General features: G+C 68.8%; 13 protein-coding genes and 1 pseudogene. 6 read left to right on the top strand and 8 right to left on the bottom strand.

What is annotated here, in order from left to right:
• Positions 1 to 57: 57 nt before the first annotated feature.
• Complete coding sequence (gene nhaA / locus A5728_RS09995) at positions 58 to 1350, bottom strand: Na+/H+ antiporter NhaA (RefSeq protein WP_064846889.1); 1293 nt, start codon at positions 1348 to 1350, stop codon at positions 58 to 60.
• A 115-nt stretch (positions 1351 to 1465) separates the two neighbouring features.
• Positions 1466 to 1966 (bottom strand): DUF2505 domain-containing protein, encoded by a 501-nt coding sequence (locus A5728_RS10000; protein WP_064846890.1) that lies wholly within the window; start codon positions 1964 to 1966, stop codon positions 1466 to 1468.
• Between the two features lie 137 nt (positions 1967 to 2103).
• Here A5728_RS10000 and A5728_RS10005 point away from each other — a divergent pair, with 137 nt between their 5' ends.
• Positions 2104 to 2931 carry a sirohydrochlorin chelatase gene (locus tag A5728_RS10005; RefSeq protein ID WP_064846891.1) on the top strand — a complete coding sequence of 276 codons (828 nt, stop codon included), beginning with the start codon at positions 2104 to 2106 and terminating at the stop codon, positions 2929 to 2931.
• Here A5728_RS10005 and A5728_RS10010 read toward each other — a convergent pair.
• Positions 2904 to 3752: a uroporphyrinogen-III synthase gene (locus tag A5728_RS10010; RefSeq protein WP_064846892.1), complete on the bottom strand. Its 849-nt coding sequence runs from the start codon at positions 3750 to 3752 to the stop codon at positions 2904 to 2906. The two genes, A5728_RS10005 and A5728_RS10010, sit on opposite strands and share 28 nt — an antisense overlap.
• Positions 3753 to 4010: 258 nt before the next feature.
• Here A5728_RS10010 and mfd point away from each other — a divergent pair, with 258 nt between their 5' ends.
• Positions 4011 to 7769: a transcription-repair coupling factor gene (gene mfd / locus A5728_RS10015; RefSeq protein ID WP_064846893.1), complete on the top strand. Its 3759-nt coding sequence runs from the start codon at positions 4011 to 4013 to the stop codon at positions 7767 to 7769.
• Positions 7770 to 7913: 144 nt separating this feature from the next.
• On the opposite strand, the gene A5728_RS10020 is transcribed toward mfd, so the two are convergent.
• Positions 7914 to 8345 carry a hypothetical protein gene (locus tag A5728_RS10020; protein ID WP_064846894.1) on the bottom strand — a complete coding sequence of 144 codons (432 nt, stop codon included), beginning with the start codon at positions 8343 to 8345 and terminating at the stop codon, positions 7914 to 7916.
• A 119-nt stretch (positions 8346 to 8464) separates the two neighbouring features.
• On the bottom strand, positions 8465 to 9283 hold the full coding sequence (locus A5728_RS10025) for a purine-nucleoside phosphorylase (RefSeq protein WP_064846926.1): 819 nt from the start codon (positions 9281 to 9283) through the stop codon (positions 8465 to 8467).
• Between the two features lie 363 nt (positions 9284 to 9646).
• Between A5728_RS10025 and A5728_RS10035 the strand changes: the two genes are divergently transcribed.
• Complete coding sequence (locus A5728_RS10035; protein ID WP_082943397.1) at positions 9647 to 11083, top strand: NAD(P)H-quinone dehydrogenase; 1437 nt, start codon at positions 9647 to 9649, stop codon at positions 11081 to 11083.
• Positions 11084 to 11208: 125 nt separating this feature from the next.
• Here the strand turns inward: A5728_RS10035 and A5728_RS10040 are convergent, their stop codons facing one another.
• The 3 genes from A5728_RS10040 to A5728_RS10050 form a co-directional block, all read right to left on the bottom strand.
• Complete coding sequence (locus A5728_RS10040; protein WP_064846928.1) at positions 11209 to 12615, bottom strand: MFS transporter; 1407 nt, start codon at positions 12613 to 12615, stop codon at positions 11209 to 11211.
• 244 nt (positions 12616 to 12859) lie between these two features.
• The gene (locus A5728_RS10045) at positions 12860 to 14668 is read right to left on the bottom strand and encodes a biotin carboxylase N-terminal domain-containing protein (RefSeq protein ID WP_064846896.1); all 1809 of its coding nucleotides are present in this window, start codon (positions 14666 to 14668) and stop codon (positions 12860 to 12862) included.
• A gap of 104 nt (positions 14669 to 14772) precedes the next feature.
• Positions 14773 to 15411 (bottom strand): nucleoside triphosphate pyrophosphatase, encoded by a 639-nt coding sequence (locus A5728_RS10050; RefSeq protein WP_064846897.1) that lies wholly within the window; start codon positions 15409 to 15411, stop codon positions 14773 to 14775.
• A 156-nt stretch (positions 15412 to 15567) separates the two neighbouring features.
• On the opposite strand from A5728_RS10050, the gene A5728_RS14235 reads away from it, so the two are divergent.
• The 3 genes and pseudogenes from A5728_RS14235 to A5728_RS10060 all read left to right on the top strand — a co-directional run bounded on the left by A5728_RS14235 (position 15568) and on the right by A5728_RS10060 (position 17506).
• Positions 15568 to 16260, top strand: coding sequence for a hypothetical protein (locus tag A5728_RS14235; RefSeq protein ID WP_156523441.1), 693 nt, complete (start codon positions 15568 to 15570; stop codon positions 16258 to 16260).
• 139 nt (positions 16261 to 16399) lie between these two features.
• Positions 16400 to 16513 (top strand): annotated as a pseudogene (locus A5728_RS14240) (IS481 family transposase); the annotation flags it as partial.
• Between the two features lie 129 nt (positions 16514 to 16642).
• Positions 16643 to 17506: an SDR family oxidoreductase gene (locus tag A5728_RS10060; RefSeq protein ID WP_064846929.1), complete on the top strand. Its 864-nt coding sequence runs from the start codon at positions 16643 to 16645 to the stop codon at positions 17504 to 17506.
• Positions 17507 to 17715 lie beyond the last annotated feature (209 nt).

Raw genomic sequence — 17715 nt, forward strand, 5'->3', positions numbered from 1 at the left:
CGCCCGCTCCCCGGATCGGGGGAGCGGGCGCGTCTCTTGTGCAGCGGTGTGTGGGCGTCAGTCCAGGGTGTCCGGGTCGTGGCCGGCCGCGCGCATCGCCTTGTACTTCTTGTTGCGCGTGGCCACGAGAGCGCCACCGATCAGCGCGGCGAGCAGGGAACCGCACAGGATGCCCACCTTGGCGTGGTCACCGTGGGGGCTGCCCTCACCGAAGCTCAGTTCGCCCACGAGCAGGGACACCGTGAACCCGATGCCCGCGACGATCGTCATGCCGAACATGTCGAACCACGTGTAGTCCCGGTCCTTCTCCGCAGACGTGAAACGGTCCATGAGCCACGCGGCACCGAAGATGCCGATGGGCTTGCCGAGCAGTAGACCGGCCACGATGCCCAGGGCCACCGGGTCCGTGGCGGCGGAGGTCACACCGTCCCAGCCGCCCACGGCCACACCCGCCGAGAAGAACGCGAAGACGGGGATCACGAAGCCGTTGGACAGCGGACGGAAGCGGTGTTCGAGCGCGGGTGCCAACCCCATGCGCGGGTCCTCCTGACGGATGATGCGCGGCTTCTGCTTGAGCACGGGGACCATGAAGCCCAACAGGACGCCCGCGATCGTCGCGTGGATCCCGGACTCGTAGACCAGCCACCACGTCACCACACCGATGGGCAGCAGGATGACCCACGCGGCCCAGTGCCGGGCCATGAACCACCCCATGAACTTGTGGGTGAGGAACCAGTACAGTGCCAGCAGCACCGCGGCCCCGCCCAGGAACGGGAAGTTCACGCTCTCGGTGTAGACGAACGCGATGATCGCGATCGCGATGAGGTCGTCCACGACCGCCAGGGTCAACAGGAACGTGCGCATGGCCACGGGAAGGGATGAACCCACGACCGCGAGCACCGACACCGCGAAGGCGATGTCCGTGGCGGTGGGGATCGCCCAGCCGTGCAGCGCGGTGCGCTCCGAACCGGCGGCCAGGTTGACCCCCAGGAAGATCAACGCGGGAACGAGCACGCCGCCGCACGCGGCCACGACCGGCAGGATCGCCTTACGGATGTTGTGCAGTTCCCCGTCCACGAACTCGGCCTTCAACTCCAACCCCGTGAGGAAGAAGAAGATCGCGAGCAGCCCGTCCGAGGCCCAGTGCCCCACGGTGTGCTGCAGCCCGGCCACACTCGGGCCCACCTCGGTGTCACGCAGCCCGAAGTAGACCTCCCCCCACGGGGAATTGGCGATCACGAGGGCCAACACCATGGCGATCAGAAGGAGGAGACCGCCGGTGGTGTCCCGGCGGAGGAAATTCGTGAAGGATCCACCGGAACCGGAGGACGTCTGCGTGTCTGTGCTCAAGACAAGGAACTCCCGTCACGTGGTTCAGAGGTGAACCGCGGTTGTCGAGTAGGACGAAGGATGGCCGGGCGGGCACCGATGGTTCCCGCCCGGCCATCCTAGACCCGCAAGGCGCTCAGTTCTTGGCGATCCACGCCTCGGCCTGGCGGGCCTGCAGGGTCAGAGCCTTGCCGATGTAGGGCTCGGCGGCCGCGGCGATCTTCTTGCCCACGAGCGGGATGTTGGCCTGCACCTCACCGGTGACGTCCACCGAGGTCTCGTTCTCACCCAGGGGCTTGATGGTCTGGTGCGCGGTGGCTCCCACGGGCAGACCGGCCACTTTGATCTCGGTGCGCACGGTACGGGAACCGTCCGCGGCGGGGGCGTCGTACGTATCCACCTGGGTGAGCTTCACCCCGCCCTTGACGAACTTCTGCGCCACGTCCGGCAGCCTGTCCGAGCCCATGCTGCGTACGGTGCTCGCGGTGAACGCCGTGGAGGTGTCCCCGTTGACCTCGAAGGACTCGAACTGCGTCCCGGCCATGTCGCTCACGTGACGGACGAAGGCCTCGTTCACGAACGTGGCCAGGACGGTGTCCACGGGGGCCTTGATGGTGGTGGAAGCGTTGACGGACATGGTGCTCCTCAGGGTCGTCGCCGAATCGTCGGTTTCCGCGCGCCATGGGACACGGTGCGCGGGCTGCCCTCATCCTAGTCATCGGTCCCGCGACCGCGGCCTCCCGGATGCGCCGCGCAAGCCGGGAAACCGGCACAATGGACTGTGTGAACCCGCATCCCGCCTCCGCTCCCGTCCTGCTCGCGTGCGCCCACGGGACCCGCGACGAGCGGGGACAACGCGCCGTCGCCGCCCTGGTCGAGCAGGTGCGTGCGGCCCTTCCCGAGGTGGACGTGGTGGACACGTGGGTGGACGTCCAGGAACCCGACCTGGTGGCGCGCACCCGGGAACACGCCGAGCACCCCGCGGTGGTCGTGCCGCTGTTGCTCTCCGCCGGGTACCACGTGTTCGTGGACATGGCCCGGGCCGTCCAGTCCTCACCACAGCACGTCGTGGCCGCGGCACTGGGCCCCGACCGGCGCCTGGCGGGCGTGATGGCCCGGCGGCTCACCGAGGCGCTCGACGCCGCGGGCGCACCCGGTCTCGCACCGGCCGATCGCGTGCTCATGGTCGCGGCGGGATCCTCCGATCCCCGTTCGCGGGACGATTGCGAGCTCATGGCCCGATACCTCGGCGATGCACTGGGCACGCCCGTGACGGCCGCCTACCTCTCAGCGGCGCAGCCCTCGGTTCCCGATGCCGTGGCCGCCGCGCGCGCGGAGCTCGGTCAACACTCCGAACGGCCCGGCTCCCACGGTCGAGCATCGCGCCCGTACGCAGCGCAGAGCTCGGAAACCACGCCAGCCGATGCTGGGCGCGTGCTGCTCGTCCCGTACCTCCTGGCGCCGGGCTTCTTCCACGGTCGCGTCCTCACGGCCGGCGGCGACGTCGTGGCCGAGCCGCTACTCGTCCACCCCGGATCGGTGCCCCCGGAACTCATGGAGCTCACTGTGGAGCACTACCGCGAGGCGGCCTCCCGCGCGTGATCGCACACGGCCTTGACCATGGCCCCCAGGCGGAACCGCTCGGGCACCACGGCGTTCGTGATGCCCGCTTCCTCGAGCGGTTGTACACACACCGGCCCGATCGCCACCGCGGTGCACCGGCCCTCGCGTAATGCGCCCACCAACTCGTCGTACGCTCCCACCGAGCGAGCGGCGTCGAACAGCGCGTCCACGGCGGGCGCGGCGGTGAACGTGACGTAGTCGATCTCCCCGGCCACGACGTCGCGCACGAGCCCGGCCAGTCGGGAACCCTCGTCCGCGGACTCCCACTGATAGGGCGCCACCACGCGCACCGCGATCCCGTCCGCGCGCAACCGCTCGAGCTGTGCCTCGTCCGTGGTGCCGTGCACCTGCACGGTCACGGTCGCGGGGCGCTGCGCCGCGGGATCCCCCGCGAGCACGCGGTCCACGAGTTCCGCGGTGCGCCCGGACGCACCCGTGTACGCGCACGTCACGCCCTTGGCCTGCAACTGCCCCCGGGCCTTCGCTCCGCGTGCCATGACGACGACGCCGCGCAGCGTCTTCAGCAGCTCGTCACCCAGCCCTTCCTGCTCGGCCACGCGCAGCCACCGGTCGAAGCCGTAGCCCGTCGTGACGAGCACGGCGTCCGGGGGAGTCGCGATCGTCTCGCGCACGGTGGCCAGCACGGCGTCGTCCTCGTCCACCGGGGCGAGCTTGAGCGCGGGCGCGTGGAGCACACGTGCCCCGTGGCGTTCGAACGCCCCGCCCTGCTCGGCGGCGCGGCGATGCGCGGTCACGGCCACGGTCAGTCCGGTCAGGGCGGGGTGCTCAGCTGTTGTCATGTCTCCAGGGTACGAGCGGGCCGCCCGGTGCGAGTTCGGCCGTGGGAACGGGTGTCGGGTCCGCGCGCTCGCGTACGGGGCTGACCTCGCGTGAGTCCGGCCGACCCGGTGCACTTCTTGCGAGGGCATGTTCCGGACGGGGCGCTCGCGGGGGATCGTGTCCGACGTCCCGAGTAGGCTGTAGCGCGTTCCGTCGCGCCCGTCATGGGCGCGGGGCCACAGGTCCCGATCACCGCACCCACCAGGAGTCAGCCACCCATGTCCCTGACCGGTCTGCTCACCGCGCTCTCCGAGGACCGCAGCTTCGCGAACATCCGCGCGCAGGCCGCCCGGCCGCTCACGGAACGCTCCGCCGAGACGATCATCAGCGCGACCGACGGCTTGCGCGCGCCGGTGCTCGCGCAGATCGCGCGGGGGCTCGCGGACGGGGCCGGGGCAGCGTCGTCGTCCGACGGGGCCAAGGGCGGTTCCGCGGGGTCCACCCCGATCCTGCTTGCCGTGACCGCCACGGGGCGTGAGGCCGAGGAACTGCAGTCGGGGCTCGCGTCCTACGTGCCCGCCGAGCAGATCGCGAACTTCCCGTCCTGGGAGACCCTGCCGCACGAACGACTCTCGCCGCGCTCGGACACCGTGGGTCAGCGATTGAGCGTGCTGCGGCGCCTGGACCACGCGCAGGACGGGGAACAGCCGCTGCGCGTGGTCGTGGCGCCGGTGCGTTCGGTGCTGCAGCCCGTGGTCGCCGGGCTGGGTGCCATGAAACCGGTGACGCTGCGCACGGGCCAGGAGTACGACTTCCAGCAGCTCGTGACAAGTCTTGCCGGGGCAGCGTATTCGCGCGTGGACATGGTGACCCGCCGCGGTGAGTTCGCGGTGCGCGGTGGCATCATCGACGTCTTCCCGCCCACCGAGGACCACCCGGTGCGCGCGGAGTTCTTCGGGGACGAGCTCGACGAGATGCGGTGGTTCGCAGTCGCGGACCAGCGCACGCTGACCGATGCCGAACACCCGTCCGTGATCGTGGCGCCGCCGTGCCGCGAACTGCTCATCACCCCGTCGGTGCAGTCGCGCGCCGCCAAGCTCAAGGAACAGCTGCCGGGCGGGCGCGAGATCCTGGAGCGCATCGCCGGCGGGCAGTACGTGGAGGGCATGGAATCGCTCGCGCCACTGCTCGCGGACGAGATGGTCCAGCTCATGTCCCTGCTGCCCGCAGGCTCCATGACCGTGGTGCTCGAACCCGAGAAGGTCCGGGCCCGCGCGCACGACCTCGTGGCCACCAACCAGGAGTTCCTCACGGCCGCGTGGGAGTCCGCCTCGGGCGGCAACGACGCCCCGCTGGACCTGCACGCCGCGCTCGACGCCGACGACGGCGCGTCCCGCACGCTCGCCGCCGGGTCCTTCCACACCGTGGGGGAGGTCCGGGAACTCGCGCTCGACCGGTCGGTGGGGTGGTGGTCCGTCACGGGGCTCAACGTCAACGCCGTGACGACCTCCCAGATCGACGCCGACACCGCGGACGAGGAGGTCCGGCTCGCGGACACCGACGCCGACACCCTGACCGTCACGGCGCGCGAACCCACCCGGTTCTCGGGGGACGTGGAGGCCATGCTGCGCTTCCTGGGGGAGCGCGTGCACGACGACTGGCGGGTCGTGCTCGTCACGGACGGCCCCGGACCGCTGCAGCGGCTGAGCGAGCTGCTGCACGGGGCGGAGATCCCCGCCGCCCGGTGCGACAGCCTCACGGAGGTGCCCCGGGCCGGTCTCGTGGAACTGACCACGGCCCGCGCCGGACGCGGGTTCGTCATCGAGGCCACGCGCACCGCCCTGTTGACCGAGGCGGACGTGCTCGGGCGTTCCACCGCCTACGACAACCGGGCCCAGCGCAAACTGCCGCAGCGGCGCAAGCGCAACCAGGTGGACCCCCTGGCCCTGCAGAAGGGCGACTACGTGGTGCACGAGCAGCACGGGATCGGGCAGTTCATCGAACTCGTGCAGCGACCGATCGCCGGGGCCATGACTGCCCCGGGTCAACCCAAGCCCGTGCGCGAGTACCTCGTGCTCGAGTACGCGCCGTCCAAGCGCAACGGTCCCCGGGACCGGTTGTTCGTGCCCACGGAGCAGCTCGACCAGGTGAGCACGTACGTGGGCGGGGAAGCGCCGTCGTTGTCCAAGATGGGTGGCGCGGACTGGAACAAGACCAAGCGCAGCGCCAAGAAGGCCGTCAAGGAGATCGCCAACGAGCTGATCCGGCTGTACTCGGCGCGCATGGCGTCCAAGGGGTACGCGTTCGGCCCGGACACCCCGTGGCAGCGCGAACTCGAACAGGCCTTCCCGTACGTGGAGACCCCGGATCAGCTCACCACGATCGACGAGGTCAAGGCGGACATGGAACGGCCCATCCCCATGGACCGGTTGATCTCCGGGGACGTGGGCTACGGCAAGACCGAGGTCGCGGTGCGCGCGGCGTTCAAGGCCGTGCAGGACGGCAAACAGGTGGCCGTGCTCGTGCCCACCACGCTGCTCGCCCAGCAGCACACCGAGACCTTCGCCGAACGCTTCTCGGGCTTCCCGGTGCGCCTGGCCACGCTGTCCCGGTTCCAGAGCGCCAAGGAGTCCAAGGCCACGCTCGAGGGACTGCGCTCCGGCGCGATCGACGTCGTCATCGGGACCCACCGACTGCTCTCCAAGGAGACCCAGTTCAAGAACCTGGGCCTGGTGATCATCGACGAGGAACAGCGTTTCGGCGTGGAGCACAAGGAGAAGCTCAAGGCCATGCGCACGGACGTGGACGTCCTGGCCATGTCCGCGACCCCCATCCCACGCACGCTGGAGATGTCCATGACGGGCATCCGTGAGACCTCCACGCTCGCGACCCCGCCCGAGGAACGCCACCCCGTGCTCACGTACGCGGGGCCCTACACGGACAAGCAGGTCTCCGCGGCCATCCGGCGTGAGCTCATGCGCGAGGGCCAGGTGTTTTTCATCCACAACCGTGTCTCCTCGATCGAGGCGCAGGCCAAAGCGCTCGCCGAACTCGTTCCCGAGGCGCGGATCGCGGTGGCCCACGGGCAGATGAGCGAGTCGCGCCTGGAGCAGATCATCGTGGACTTCTGGGAGAAGAAGTTCGACGTCCTGGTGTGCACCACCATCGTGGAAACGGGCCTGGACATCGCCAACGCCAACACGCTGATCGTGGACCACGCGGACCGCTACGGGCTGTCGCAGCTGCACCAGTTGCGCGGTCGCGTGGGCCGTGGGCGTGAACGTGCCTACGCCTATTTCCTGTACCCCACGGAGAAACCGCTCAGCGAGACGGCACTGGAACGGCTCAAGGCCGTGGCCGCCCACAACGAGCTCGGCTCGGGTCTGCAATTGGCCATGAAGGACCTCGAGATCCGCGGTGCGGGCAACCTGCTGGGCGGGGAACAGTCCGGACACATCGCGGGCGTGGGCTTCGACATGTACCTGCGGCTCGTGGGGGAGGCCGTAGCCGAGTACCGCGGCGACCAGGACACGGGTCCCGCCGAGATGAAGATCGAGCTGCCCGTCAACGCCCACCTCCCGCACGACTACGTGCCCGGTGAGCGCTTGCGGCTCGAGGCGTACCGCACGATCGCGAACGCCGCCACGGAAGAAGCCGTCGCGGAGGCCGGCGAGGAACTCAAGGACCGTTACGGCCCGCTACCCACCCCGGTGGAGAACCTGCTCGACGTCGCCCGGTTGCGGATCAGGGCGCGCGCCGCGGGTCTCACGGACGTGGCCACCCAGGGCACCATGATCCGGTTCTCGCCGGCCGAGCTCACCGAGTCCCGCGAGATGCGCCTGACTCGGATGTACCCGGGCGCGCAGGTGAAGTCGGTCCCGGGGGCGGACACCCGCATGGCACTGATCCCCAAACCCAAGACCGCGCGGATCGGGGGCAAGGACCTCGTGGACGGGGAGATCCTCGCATGGGCACGGGACGTGCTGGACGCGATCTTCCCTCCGGTACAGGCACCTACGGAGGAGGTCTCGCAGTAGGGATAGCGCGGCCCCGTCCGGGCGCCGCCTCGCTCGGGTACTGACTCACCCCGGGTACCTTGGCGCGGCGTCGTCGCAGGTCCGCACACGGAAACAGCCCCGCTCATCCGGGTGGACGAGCGGGGCTGTCGTGGATGTGGTGCGTCAGTGGCTCACGTTGTCCTGGCGCTGACCCGCTCCGATGGGCTGGCGGGCCATCTCGGAGGCGTCGCGCGGGAGGTCCAGGGTGACTTCCTTGCCACCCGTGGAGTGCTTGGCGGTGCTGCCGTTGAGGATCGTGGTGGGGACCATGAGGGCCAGACCGTAGGCCAGGATCCCGAGCAGGAACAACAACCAGCTGTCCGGGTAGGACGCGAAGAGGTAAAGGCTCACCAGGATGGTGATGAAACCGCCGCCGAAGAGGATGGCGTTCTTCACGACGTCGTCCTGGCCAGAGTACTGCGGCTTGCGGCGGGACGCGGAATCGTGGTCGGAGCGGGCAGCCCGGTGGTCCTCGGTCACCGCGTGGCTGCCATCCTCCACCGTGCGCCCAGCGGAGTACTGATCGCTCGTGTGTGTTTCGGCTCTTCTGACCATGAGTTCACCCTTTCAGACCGCCGCGGCGGGCCCATTACGTTCCTGCGCCCAGTCTAGTGCCTGGGACCGGAACTTGCCGACATTCCGTCGATATCGAGCACCCGAACCGGCGCGCGTTCTCACAACTTCGCGACGACGTCCGCGAGCAGCCGGGAGATCCGGGGACCGGCGGCCTGGCCGGCCTCGAGCACTTCCTCGTGGGACAGGGGCTCGTCGCTGATCCCCGCCGCGAGATTGGTCACGAGAGACATCCCCAGCACCTCGAGGCCGGCGTGGCGCGCGGCAATCGCCTCGAGCGCCGTAGACATGCCCACGAGGTCCGCTCCGAGCACCTTGGCCATCCGAACCTCCGCCGGTGTCTCGTAGTGCGGTCCGGTGAACTGGGCGTAAACGCCTTCGTCGAGTCCGGGGTCCACCTGGTGGGCGATGTCCCGCGTCCGCCGAGAATAAAGGTCGGTGAGGTCCACGAAGGTGGCGCCCTCGAGCGGGGAATGGGCGGTGAGGTTGATGTGATCGCGGATCAACACGGGGGTCCCGGGCGCCCATGCGGGGTTCAGTCCGCCGCATCCGTTCGTCAGGATCATGATCTCGGCTCCGGCCGCGGCGGCCGTGCGCACGCCGTGGGCCACGGCCCGCACACCCTTGCCCTCGTAGAAGTGGGTGCGCGCCCCGATCACCAGGGCGTGATCCCCGTTCGTGAGCCGGATGGAACGCAGGGTGCCGCCGTGGCCCTGCAGGGCGGGGGCAGAGAAGCCGGGGATCTCGGTTGCGGGGATCTCGTGTTCGGTCTCACCGATGAGGTCCGCGGCACCGCCCCACCCGGAGCCCAGGGTCAGGGCGATCCGGTGCCTCTGCACGCCGGTGCGCTCACGCAGGACGTCCGCGGCGCGGCGGGCGAGGTCGAAGGGATCCGTGCAAACCGTTGCGTTCTCAGTCACGGGCACCACTCTAAGCCGCGATCCACCGCTCGGACGTGAAAGGCCCGGGCAAGGGTCCTGCCGGCAAGGGGTCGTCCTCAACGATCGGCGGGAGGTGCACCCCGCATCACGTGGCCATTGAGCGGAGGGGCCGGATCGGACGCGGGCGGGCGCTGCCGGCGGACTGAGGCCGTGAGAACCACCCCGACGACCAGGACGACGACGGGGACGACGAAAAGGACGAAGCCCAGAACGACAACGAGAGCGACGGTGGACATGTCTCCTCCTACGACGTGTGTTCGCTGACTCGGCCACTCGTAACCGGCCCGCGGAAGACCCGGACCACCATCATGGGCGGTAGCACCCAGGGTAAATGCTGCAACAATGGGGACCGTGAGTGTGCAGACTGAATTTGCGAATCCGAAGCTCGTGATCATCGGCGGCGGCCCCGGTGGTTACGAGGCCGCACTGGTCGCCGCGTCCCTCGGTGCGGAGGTCACCGTGATCGAGGAGCAGGGCATGGGCGGTTCCGCCGTGCTCACGGACGTGGTCCCCTCCAAGACCCTGATCGCGTCCGCGGACACCATGAACCGGTTCGCGGACGCCAAGGACCTGGGCGTGCACGTGGGGGACGGTCAGGACGCGAGCGAGGAGTTGAACAATCTCCGCGTGGACCTGGACACCGTCAACGTGCGCCTGCTGCGCCTCGCCGCCACGCAATCCCGTGACATCAAGCGCGGCCTGGAGCGCGTGGGCGTGCGCGTGGTGCAGGGCCGCGGCCGCCTGGCCGATCAGCACACCGTGGTGGTCAGCCCCTCCGACGACGACGCCGAGTATGAACTCCACGCGAACGTCGTCCTGCTCGCCGTGGGCTCGCACCCCCGGGAGATGGACACCGCCAAGCCGGACGGCGAGCGGATCTTCAACTGGAAGCAGATCTACCAGCTCACCGAGATCCCCGAGAAGCTGATTGTGGTGGGTTCGGGTGTCACCGGCGCCGAGTTCGCCTCCGCGTACAACGGCCTGGGCTCGGAGGTCACCCTGATCTCGTCCCGCGAGCAGGTGCTGCCCGGTTCGGACACCGATGCCGCCCAGGTGCTCGAGAACGTCTTCGAGCGCCGCGGTCTGCGCGTGCTGTCCCGCTCCCGCGCCGACTCCGTGGAGAACACCGGGGACGGCGTGCGCGTGACGCTCTCTGACGGGCGCAAGGTGCGCGGTTCGCACTGCCTGCTGGCCGTGGGCTCAATCCCGAACACCGCGGACATGGGTCTCGAGGAGGCCGGGGTCGCCATGGACGAACGCGGTCACATCAAGGTGGACTCGGTCTCCCGCACGTCGGTCAGCGGGATCTACGCCGCCGGTGACTGCACGGGCGTGCTGCCCCTGGCCTCCGTGGCCGCGATGCAGGGCCGGATCGCCGTGGCCCACATCCTGGGTGACACCGTGCACCCGCTGCACACGGACGAGGTCGCGTCCAACATCTTCACGTCCCCGGAGATCGCTTCCGTGGGCATTTCCCAGTCGGACGTCGAGGCGGATCCCGCGATGTTCACTGGCATGACCATGAAGCTGTCCACCAACCCGCGCGCCAAGATGATGGCCGTGGACGACGGTTTCGTGAAGATCTTCGCCCGCCGCGGCAGTGGGACGGTCATGGGCGGCGTGGTCGTGGGACCGCGCGCCTCCGAGCTGATCTTCCCGATCGCGCTCGCGGTGACCCACCGCCTGGGCGTGGACGACCTCTCCGACACGTTCGCGGTCTACCCGTCCCTGTCCGGCACGATCGCGGAGGCCGCGCGCCGCTTGCATGTCCACCGCTGACTGCCCCGCTCGGGCGAGCACCGCTCGTTCCAGCCGGGCACGGTTCGCACCCCGGGTACGACGACGCCGCGGTGACCTTCGTACGGAAGGTCACCGCGGCGCCGTCGTCCGTGGAAGCGGAAGGCCTACTTGGCGGCCTTGGTGCCCACGGTGTACATGTTCACGTGCCGGGTCTCGGGGGAGAACCACAGCGCGATGAGCGTGATGACGGCGGCGAAGGACAGGTACAGGCCCACCGCGCCCACGCCGAAGCGCGCGTTGAGCAGCACCGCGATGTAGGGGGTGATCGCCGCACCCAGGATGGACGCCACGTTGTACGCAATGCCCGAACCGGTGTAGCGCACGTTCGTGGGGAACAGTTCGGGCAGGATCGCGGACATGGAACCGAACGTCAGGCCCATGAGGGTCATGCCGATCGTGAGGAAGACCAGCACGCGCAGCAGGGACGCATCCGCGCCCGTGCCCACGAGGTCGGGGTTCATGATCAGGGCGAAGCTCAGGCCGAACAGCAGGATGAGGCTCGTGATCACGAGCTGCGAGGAGCGGCGGCCGTAGCGGTCCGCGAGCCAGCCCGAGACGGGGACCATGGCGGCGAACAGCAGCACGGCGAGCAACTGCAGGATCAGGAACGTGCGGTACTCGATGCCCAGGCCACCGGTCTCCGGCTTGCCGATCCCGTAGGACAGCACCCACGCGGTCATCAGGTAGAACAGAACGTACGTGGCGAGCATGATGAACGTGCCCTGGATGATCTGCACCCACGACGTCTTGAAGACCTCGGCCACGGGGGCCTTGACCTTCTCACCCTGCTGTTCCGCGCGCTGGAACACCGGGGTCTCCTCGAGCTTGATCCGCACCCACAGACCCAGCAGGACCATGACCACGGACGCGAGGAACGGGATCCGCCAGCCCCACACCAGGAACGGGTGGCCCGTGCCCAGGTGGTGACCCGCCGTGCCGAACTGCATGACCACGGTCAGCAGCAGGAAGAAGCCGTTGGCCAGGATGAACCCGAACGGCGCGCCGAGTTGCGGCCACATCGCGGCGCGGGCCCGTTTGCCCTCCTCCGCGTACTCGGTCGCGAGCAGGGAGGCACCGGACCATTCGCCGCCCAGTCCCAGGCCCTGACAGAAGCGCAGGATCGTGAGGATCAGGGGAGCCCAGATGCCGATCTGGTAGAACGTGGGCAGCAGGCCGATCAGGAACGTGGCGATACCCATGGTCAGCAGTGCGCCGATCAGGGTGGCCTTACGCCCGATCCGGTCCCCGTAATGACCGAAGATCACGGAGCCGATGGGCCGGCCGAAGAACGCGGCGGCGAACGTGGCCATGGAGGCCAGCAGCTTGGCGGTGTCGTTCTCGCCCGTGAAGAACAGGGCGGGGAACACGGCCACCGCAGCGGTCGCGTACACGTAGAAGTCGTAGAACTCGATCGTGGTTCCCGCGAGGGACGCCAGGATCACGCGGCTGCGGGGCACACGTGATTGCTCCGCGGGGGATCCCGGATCCACGGTGGACACGGTGGAAGACATGAAGAACCTCACAGGGACTCAGGGGCGAAATGCCTTCAAGATAAGACCGGCCATACCGCATGGTGAATTCTGGCGTCCACATTCTGAGATGGAACCTCGACGTCGCTCAGTTCGTGTGCTGGGCCGGTCTCGTCGTCGAGCGGGTGCGTAGCGGCCCCGGTCCTGTTCCGAACCGGGGCCGCTACGACGGATTGGTGGGGCTCCGGAGCGATGCCCCGGCCCCGTAAGGCGATGCGCCGGGACGTCAGCCCGTGATGGAGGCCAGCACGGTGCCGGCGGAGACGGTGTCCCCCTCGGACACGTCCAGGTCCTTGATCACACCGGACTTGTGGGCGGTGAGCGGTTGCTCCATCTTCATGGCTTCGAGCACCACGATCAGGTCCCCCTCGGAGACCTCGTCCCCGTTGGCCACGGCGATCTTCACGATCGTGCCCTGCATGGGTGAGGAGAGGGAATCCCCCGAGGCTCCGCGGGCCGCCGTGCCGCGTCCGCTGCGCTGCTTGCGTGCCTTGGGCTGGGCTGCGGCCGGGCGGGCCGCACCTCCCAGCAGCTGCGGCATGGTCACCTCGAGGCGCTTACCGCCCACCTCCACGACGACGCTCTGCCGTTCGGGTTCGTCCGCCGAGGGTTCGGGTGCCACGGTGAAGGGTTCGATCCGGTTGTCGAACTCCGTCTCGATCCACCGGGTGTGCACGGTGAAGGGGGTGTCGTCCGGGGTTGCGAACGCGGGATCGCTCACCACGGCCCGGTGAAACGGGACGACAGTGGGCATGCCCTCGATCGTCAGTTCCTGCAGGGCCCGGCGGGACCGTTCGAGGGCCTGCGTGCGGGTCGCACCGGTCACCACGAGCTTGGCGAGCATCGAGTCGAAGTTCCCGCCCACGGTCTCGCCGGCCTCCACGCCGGAGTCCACGCGCACGCCCGGCCCGGAGGGCACGGTGAACGTGGTGAGCGTGCCGGGGGAGGGCATGAAGTTGCGGCCGGCGTCCTCGCCGTTGATCCGGAACTCGAAGCTGTGTCCGCGGATCTCGGGGTCGTCGTAGCCGAGGGCCTCACCGCGGGCGATGCGGAACTGCTCCCGCACCAGGTCCAGTCCCGAGACCTCCTCCGACACGGGGTGCTCCACTTGTAGGCGCGTATTGACCTCCAGGAAGGAGATCGTCCCGTCCTGGCCCACGAGGAACTCGCACGTCCCCGCGCCCTGGTACTGGGCTTCCTTGAGGATGGCCTTGGAGGACTCGTAGAGCCGCTCGATCTGCTCGTCCGACAGGAACGGCGCGGGTGCCTCCTCCACGAGCTTCTGATTGCGCCGCTGCAGCGAGCAGTCGCGCGTGGACACCACGACGACGCTGCCGAACTGGTCCGCGAGGCACTGGGTCTCCACATGGCGGGGTGCGTCCAGGAACCGTTCCACGAAGCACTCACCGCGGCCGAAGGCGGCGGTAGCCTCGCGCACGGCCGATTCGTAGAGCTCGGGGATCGCGTCGCGCTCACGCACCACCTTGATGCCGCGGCCGCCACCACCGAAGGCGGCCTTGATCGCGATCGGCAGGCCGTGTTCGTCCGCGAAGTCCAGGACCTCCTGGGCCGAGGACACCGGGTCGGCGGTGCCGGGGACCTGCGGCGCCTCGACCTTCTCCGCGATGTGGCGGGCCGCGACCTTGTCACCGAGCTGGGTTATCGCCGCCGGGGGAGGGCCGATCCATGTGAGTCCCGCCGCGATCACCGCGGAGGCGAATTCCGCGTTCTCGGACAGGAACCCGTAACCGGGGTGGACGGAGTCAGCACCGGCGCGTCGAGCGGCGTCGAGGATCTTGTCGATCCGCAGGTAGGAGTCCGCGGCGGTCGTCCCGCCCAGTGAGTACGCCTCGTCCGCCATGCGCACGTGCAGCGCATCCCGGTCCGGGTCCGCGTAGACGGCCACGGAGGCGATGCCCTCGTCGCGCGCGGCGCGGATCACGCGCACCGCGATCTCCCCTCGGTTGGCCACGAGGACCTTGGTGACGGGGCGGGTTGCGGTGGCGGCCTCTTGCTGCCGCGAGGTGGTTGTCACGTGATAGCTCCTTGTCGACTCTCTGCCGAAAGGTTAGTGCCCCGCGCCGGGGAACGCCTAAGCGCGGGGGCACCGCGGTGCGGTAACTGTGGAAGATCTACAAATCATTGCGCCCCGCCCTGTGCTGCGGCACCCCACCACGAGGACGCCCGGATCCCTACCCCGGCGAGCAGGGTGCGCAGGGTGGACAGGCTCAGCCCGATCACGGCGTTCGGATCTCCGTCCACCCGTTCGATGAACTGGGATCCCCGCCCGTCCAGGGTGAAGGAGCCTGCGACCTGGAGGGGCTCACCCGTGGCCACGTAGTCATCGATCTCCGCGCGTGTCATGGCGGCGAAGTGCACGTCCGCGGAACAGACCAGGCCGTTGCCGGAAGCCTCGCCCGTGCGCGCATCCACGAGCCAGTGGCCCGTGTGCAGCGTGCCCGTGCGCCCGCTCATGGCGCTGATGCGCTCGATCGCGACGTCCGGCTCGTACGGCTTGCCGTAGGGGACGCCGTCGAGCTCGAACACGGAGTCGCAACCCAGCACGAGCCGCCCCTCCGCTTCCGGAAGCGCTGCGACGGCCTCCGCCTTGGCCCGTGCCAGTAGCAATGCGGTCTCTGCGGGGGTCTCGGGGGCTTCCGCAGCCACGAGGGCGTCCTCGTCCACGTGGGAGACGACGGCGCGGTACGGGATGTGCGCGCGCTCCAACAGGGATGCGCGCGCCGGTGATTGCGAGGCCAGGACGAGAGCGGGGTGCACGCCCCTCACTCTACGGCGGATCGGGTGAGGGGACGCCGGTCCGGTGAGGAGGGGTGTCCTCGCGGGAGGGCCGCGATCATACAAATAGGGACAACCTCAAGCATCTGGATGTACCCTGTTACGTCGGCCGCGCGCGTGGAGAGGGAGGTGGCCCGGATGGTCGAGATCGTGCGTCGTGGTGCGCGCATCCCACGGGACCTCCCTGGCGTCACCGGGTCCCGACCAGCGACAGCATCCCATGGCTCGAACGGGCCCGCGCTGTCCCTCGGGACCGGGCTGGCGAACGGGCCGTCCATAGGAGCCGGGCTCCCGCACGGGCCGTGGCTCTCGGACGGCATCGGCCTTAAGAACGCCACCGGGACACCACCGGCGCGGCCTTCGCGATGGCTGTCCCGCCCCCTGACGCCGATACTGCTGGACGCCCTGGCCGTGACCCTGGCCCTGATCCTTGCCAACCAGGTGGTGGCTCGAGGCGCGGTGATCGCCCTGCCGGGCGACGCCGGACTCACGTACCCGCAACTGTCCGTTCCACTGGGAGCGGGGTGGCTCGCGGCGCTCGCCACATGCCGACGGGTCGTGCGGCTGCCCCGTGGTTATTGGCGCACCGAGTGCCGCTGCATCGCTCGTGCCGCGTTCATCGTGCTCGGTGCGGTGTGCATGGCGGCCGTGGTCCTACCGCTCGACATCGACCGCCCGTTCACGGCCGTGACGTTCGCTGCGGGGCTGCTCCTGCAGCTCGTGAGCCGGTGGCTCATCCGGCGCGCCGCCCTCCGCCGACGGGACGACCGCGCGCGAACGGCGGGTCCGCACCTGGGATCCGAGGCGCGGAGCGCCGCCGTTCACGAGTGACGCGGGCCCGATGAAGGTGCTTCCTAGGTGTTGTGGGGGATGGGGTTGTTGGTACGGCTGTGGTGGTGAAATGAGGGACGGGCTGCTCGTCGCGGGATGGAAGTTCCTACACCACCCACCCGTACGAGAGAGCCCGTTCATGACCCACGCTAATGCACCCCTGACCCCGACCGGCCTTCTGCGGATGGTGCACCGTCATCTTTACGATGGTGTGCCCCAGGCTCACGTGGCTACAAAGTTCCGGGTTTCCCGGCTGGCCTACACCGAGGCCCTCGAGGATGAGAAAGCAGCCACCACAGTCGGGTTCTTCTCCCGGCTTTTCGGAAGTAATCGAAAGGTGGGGCGGTTATACCTTCCGTCGAGGACCCCATGGAAGGACACCATGAGCATCGTTATCACCGGAGCTACCGGCCAGCTTGGCCGCCAGGTCGTGGAAACACTGCTGGAGCGCAACGTTCCGCCGCAGGAGATTGTGGACGCAGGGCGTGCAGTTGACAAGATCGCGGATCTGGCACAGCGCGGTGTCCACGTGAGGAAGCTGGACTACACCGACGCGGCCTCCGTAGGAAAGGCCTTGAAGAGGGCCAGCAAAGTCCTCCTGATCTCAGGTTCCGAGGTGGGCCAGCGGGTGGAGCAGCACCGTACCGTGATCGAGGCCGCTCAGCGCGAGGGTATCCAGCTGGTCGCCTACACGAGCATCGCCAACGCAGACGGCAGTGAGATGAAGCTGGCTGTCGAGCACCAAGCCACCGAGACCCTCCTGGAGCAGTCCGGCGTTCCTTTCGTCCTGTTGCGCAACAGCTGGTATCTGGAGAACTACACCGACCAATTGCCGGGCGTGCTCGCTCAGGGTGCCCTCGGCGGCAGTGCCGGCAATGGTCGGGTGAGCGCCGCCTCCCGCGCAGACTATGCCCAGGCGGCCGCCGCGGTGCTGCTGGCCGACGACCAGGCCGGCAGGATCTATGAGCTCGGCGGTGACAAGCCGTTCACCATGGCCGAGCTTGCGGCAGAGATCAGCGCCGCGGCCGGCCAGCACATCTCCTACCAGGACCTGCCGCCGCGCGAATACGCCGCAATGCTCGTCAGGGTCGGAGTGCCCGAGGGGGGCGCGGAAATCCTCGCAGATTCTGATCTGGGAATAGCCCGCGGAGATCTCCTAGTGAACTCTGGAGACCTGAGCAGGCTTATCGGACGCCCGGCCACGTCCATGGCTGAGGCTGTTCGTTCGGCTGTCGCCGCAATCTAACCTCTCGGTAGAACCTGCCTGAGTGGGTAGTTCTGTTTGTCCACCCTTCCAACCGGACAACCAGAACTACCCGCCGACCCCGCCCCTGCCGGCAAACCCCACACTGACGTCCGATGGTGACGTCTGCCGAGGGGTGTCCAGATTCTTCTATGTCGGTCAAGAGCCATTCACCCTCGGGGTCGTAGCGTTGAGGGTTCGATAGACGTGAC

It is taken from the genome of Kocuria sp. ICS0012 (assembly GCF_001665945.1).
In the GTDB taxonomy this organism is placed as follows: Bacteria; Actinomycetota; Actinomycetes; order Actinomycetales; family Micrococcaceae; genus Kocuria; species Kocuria marina.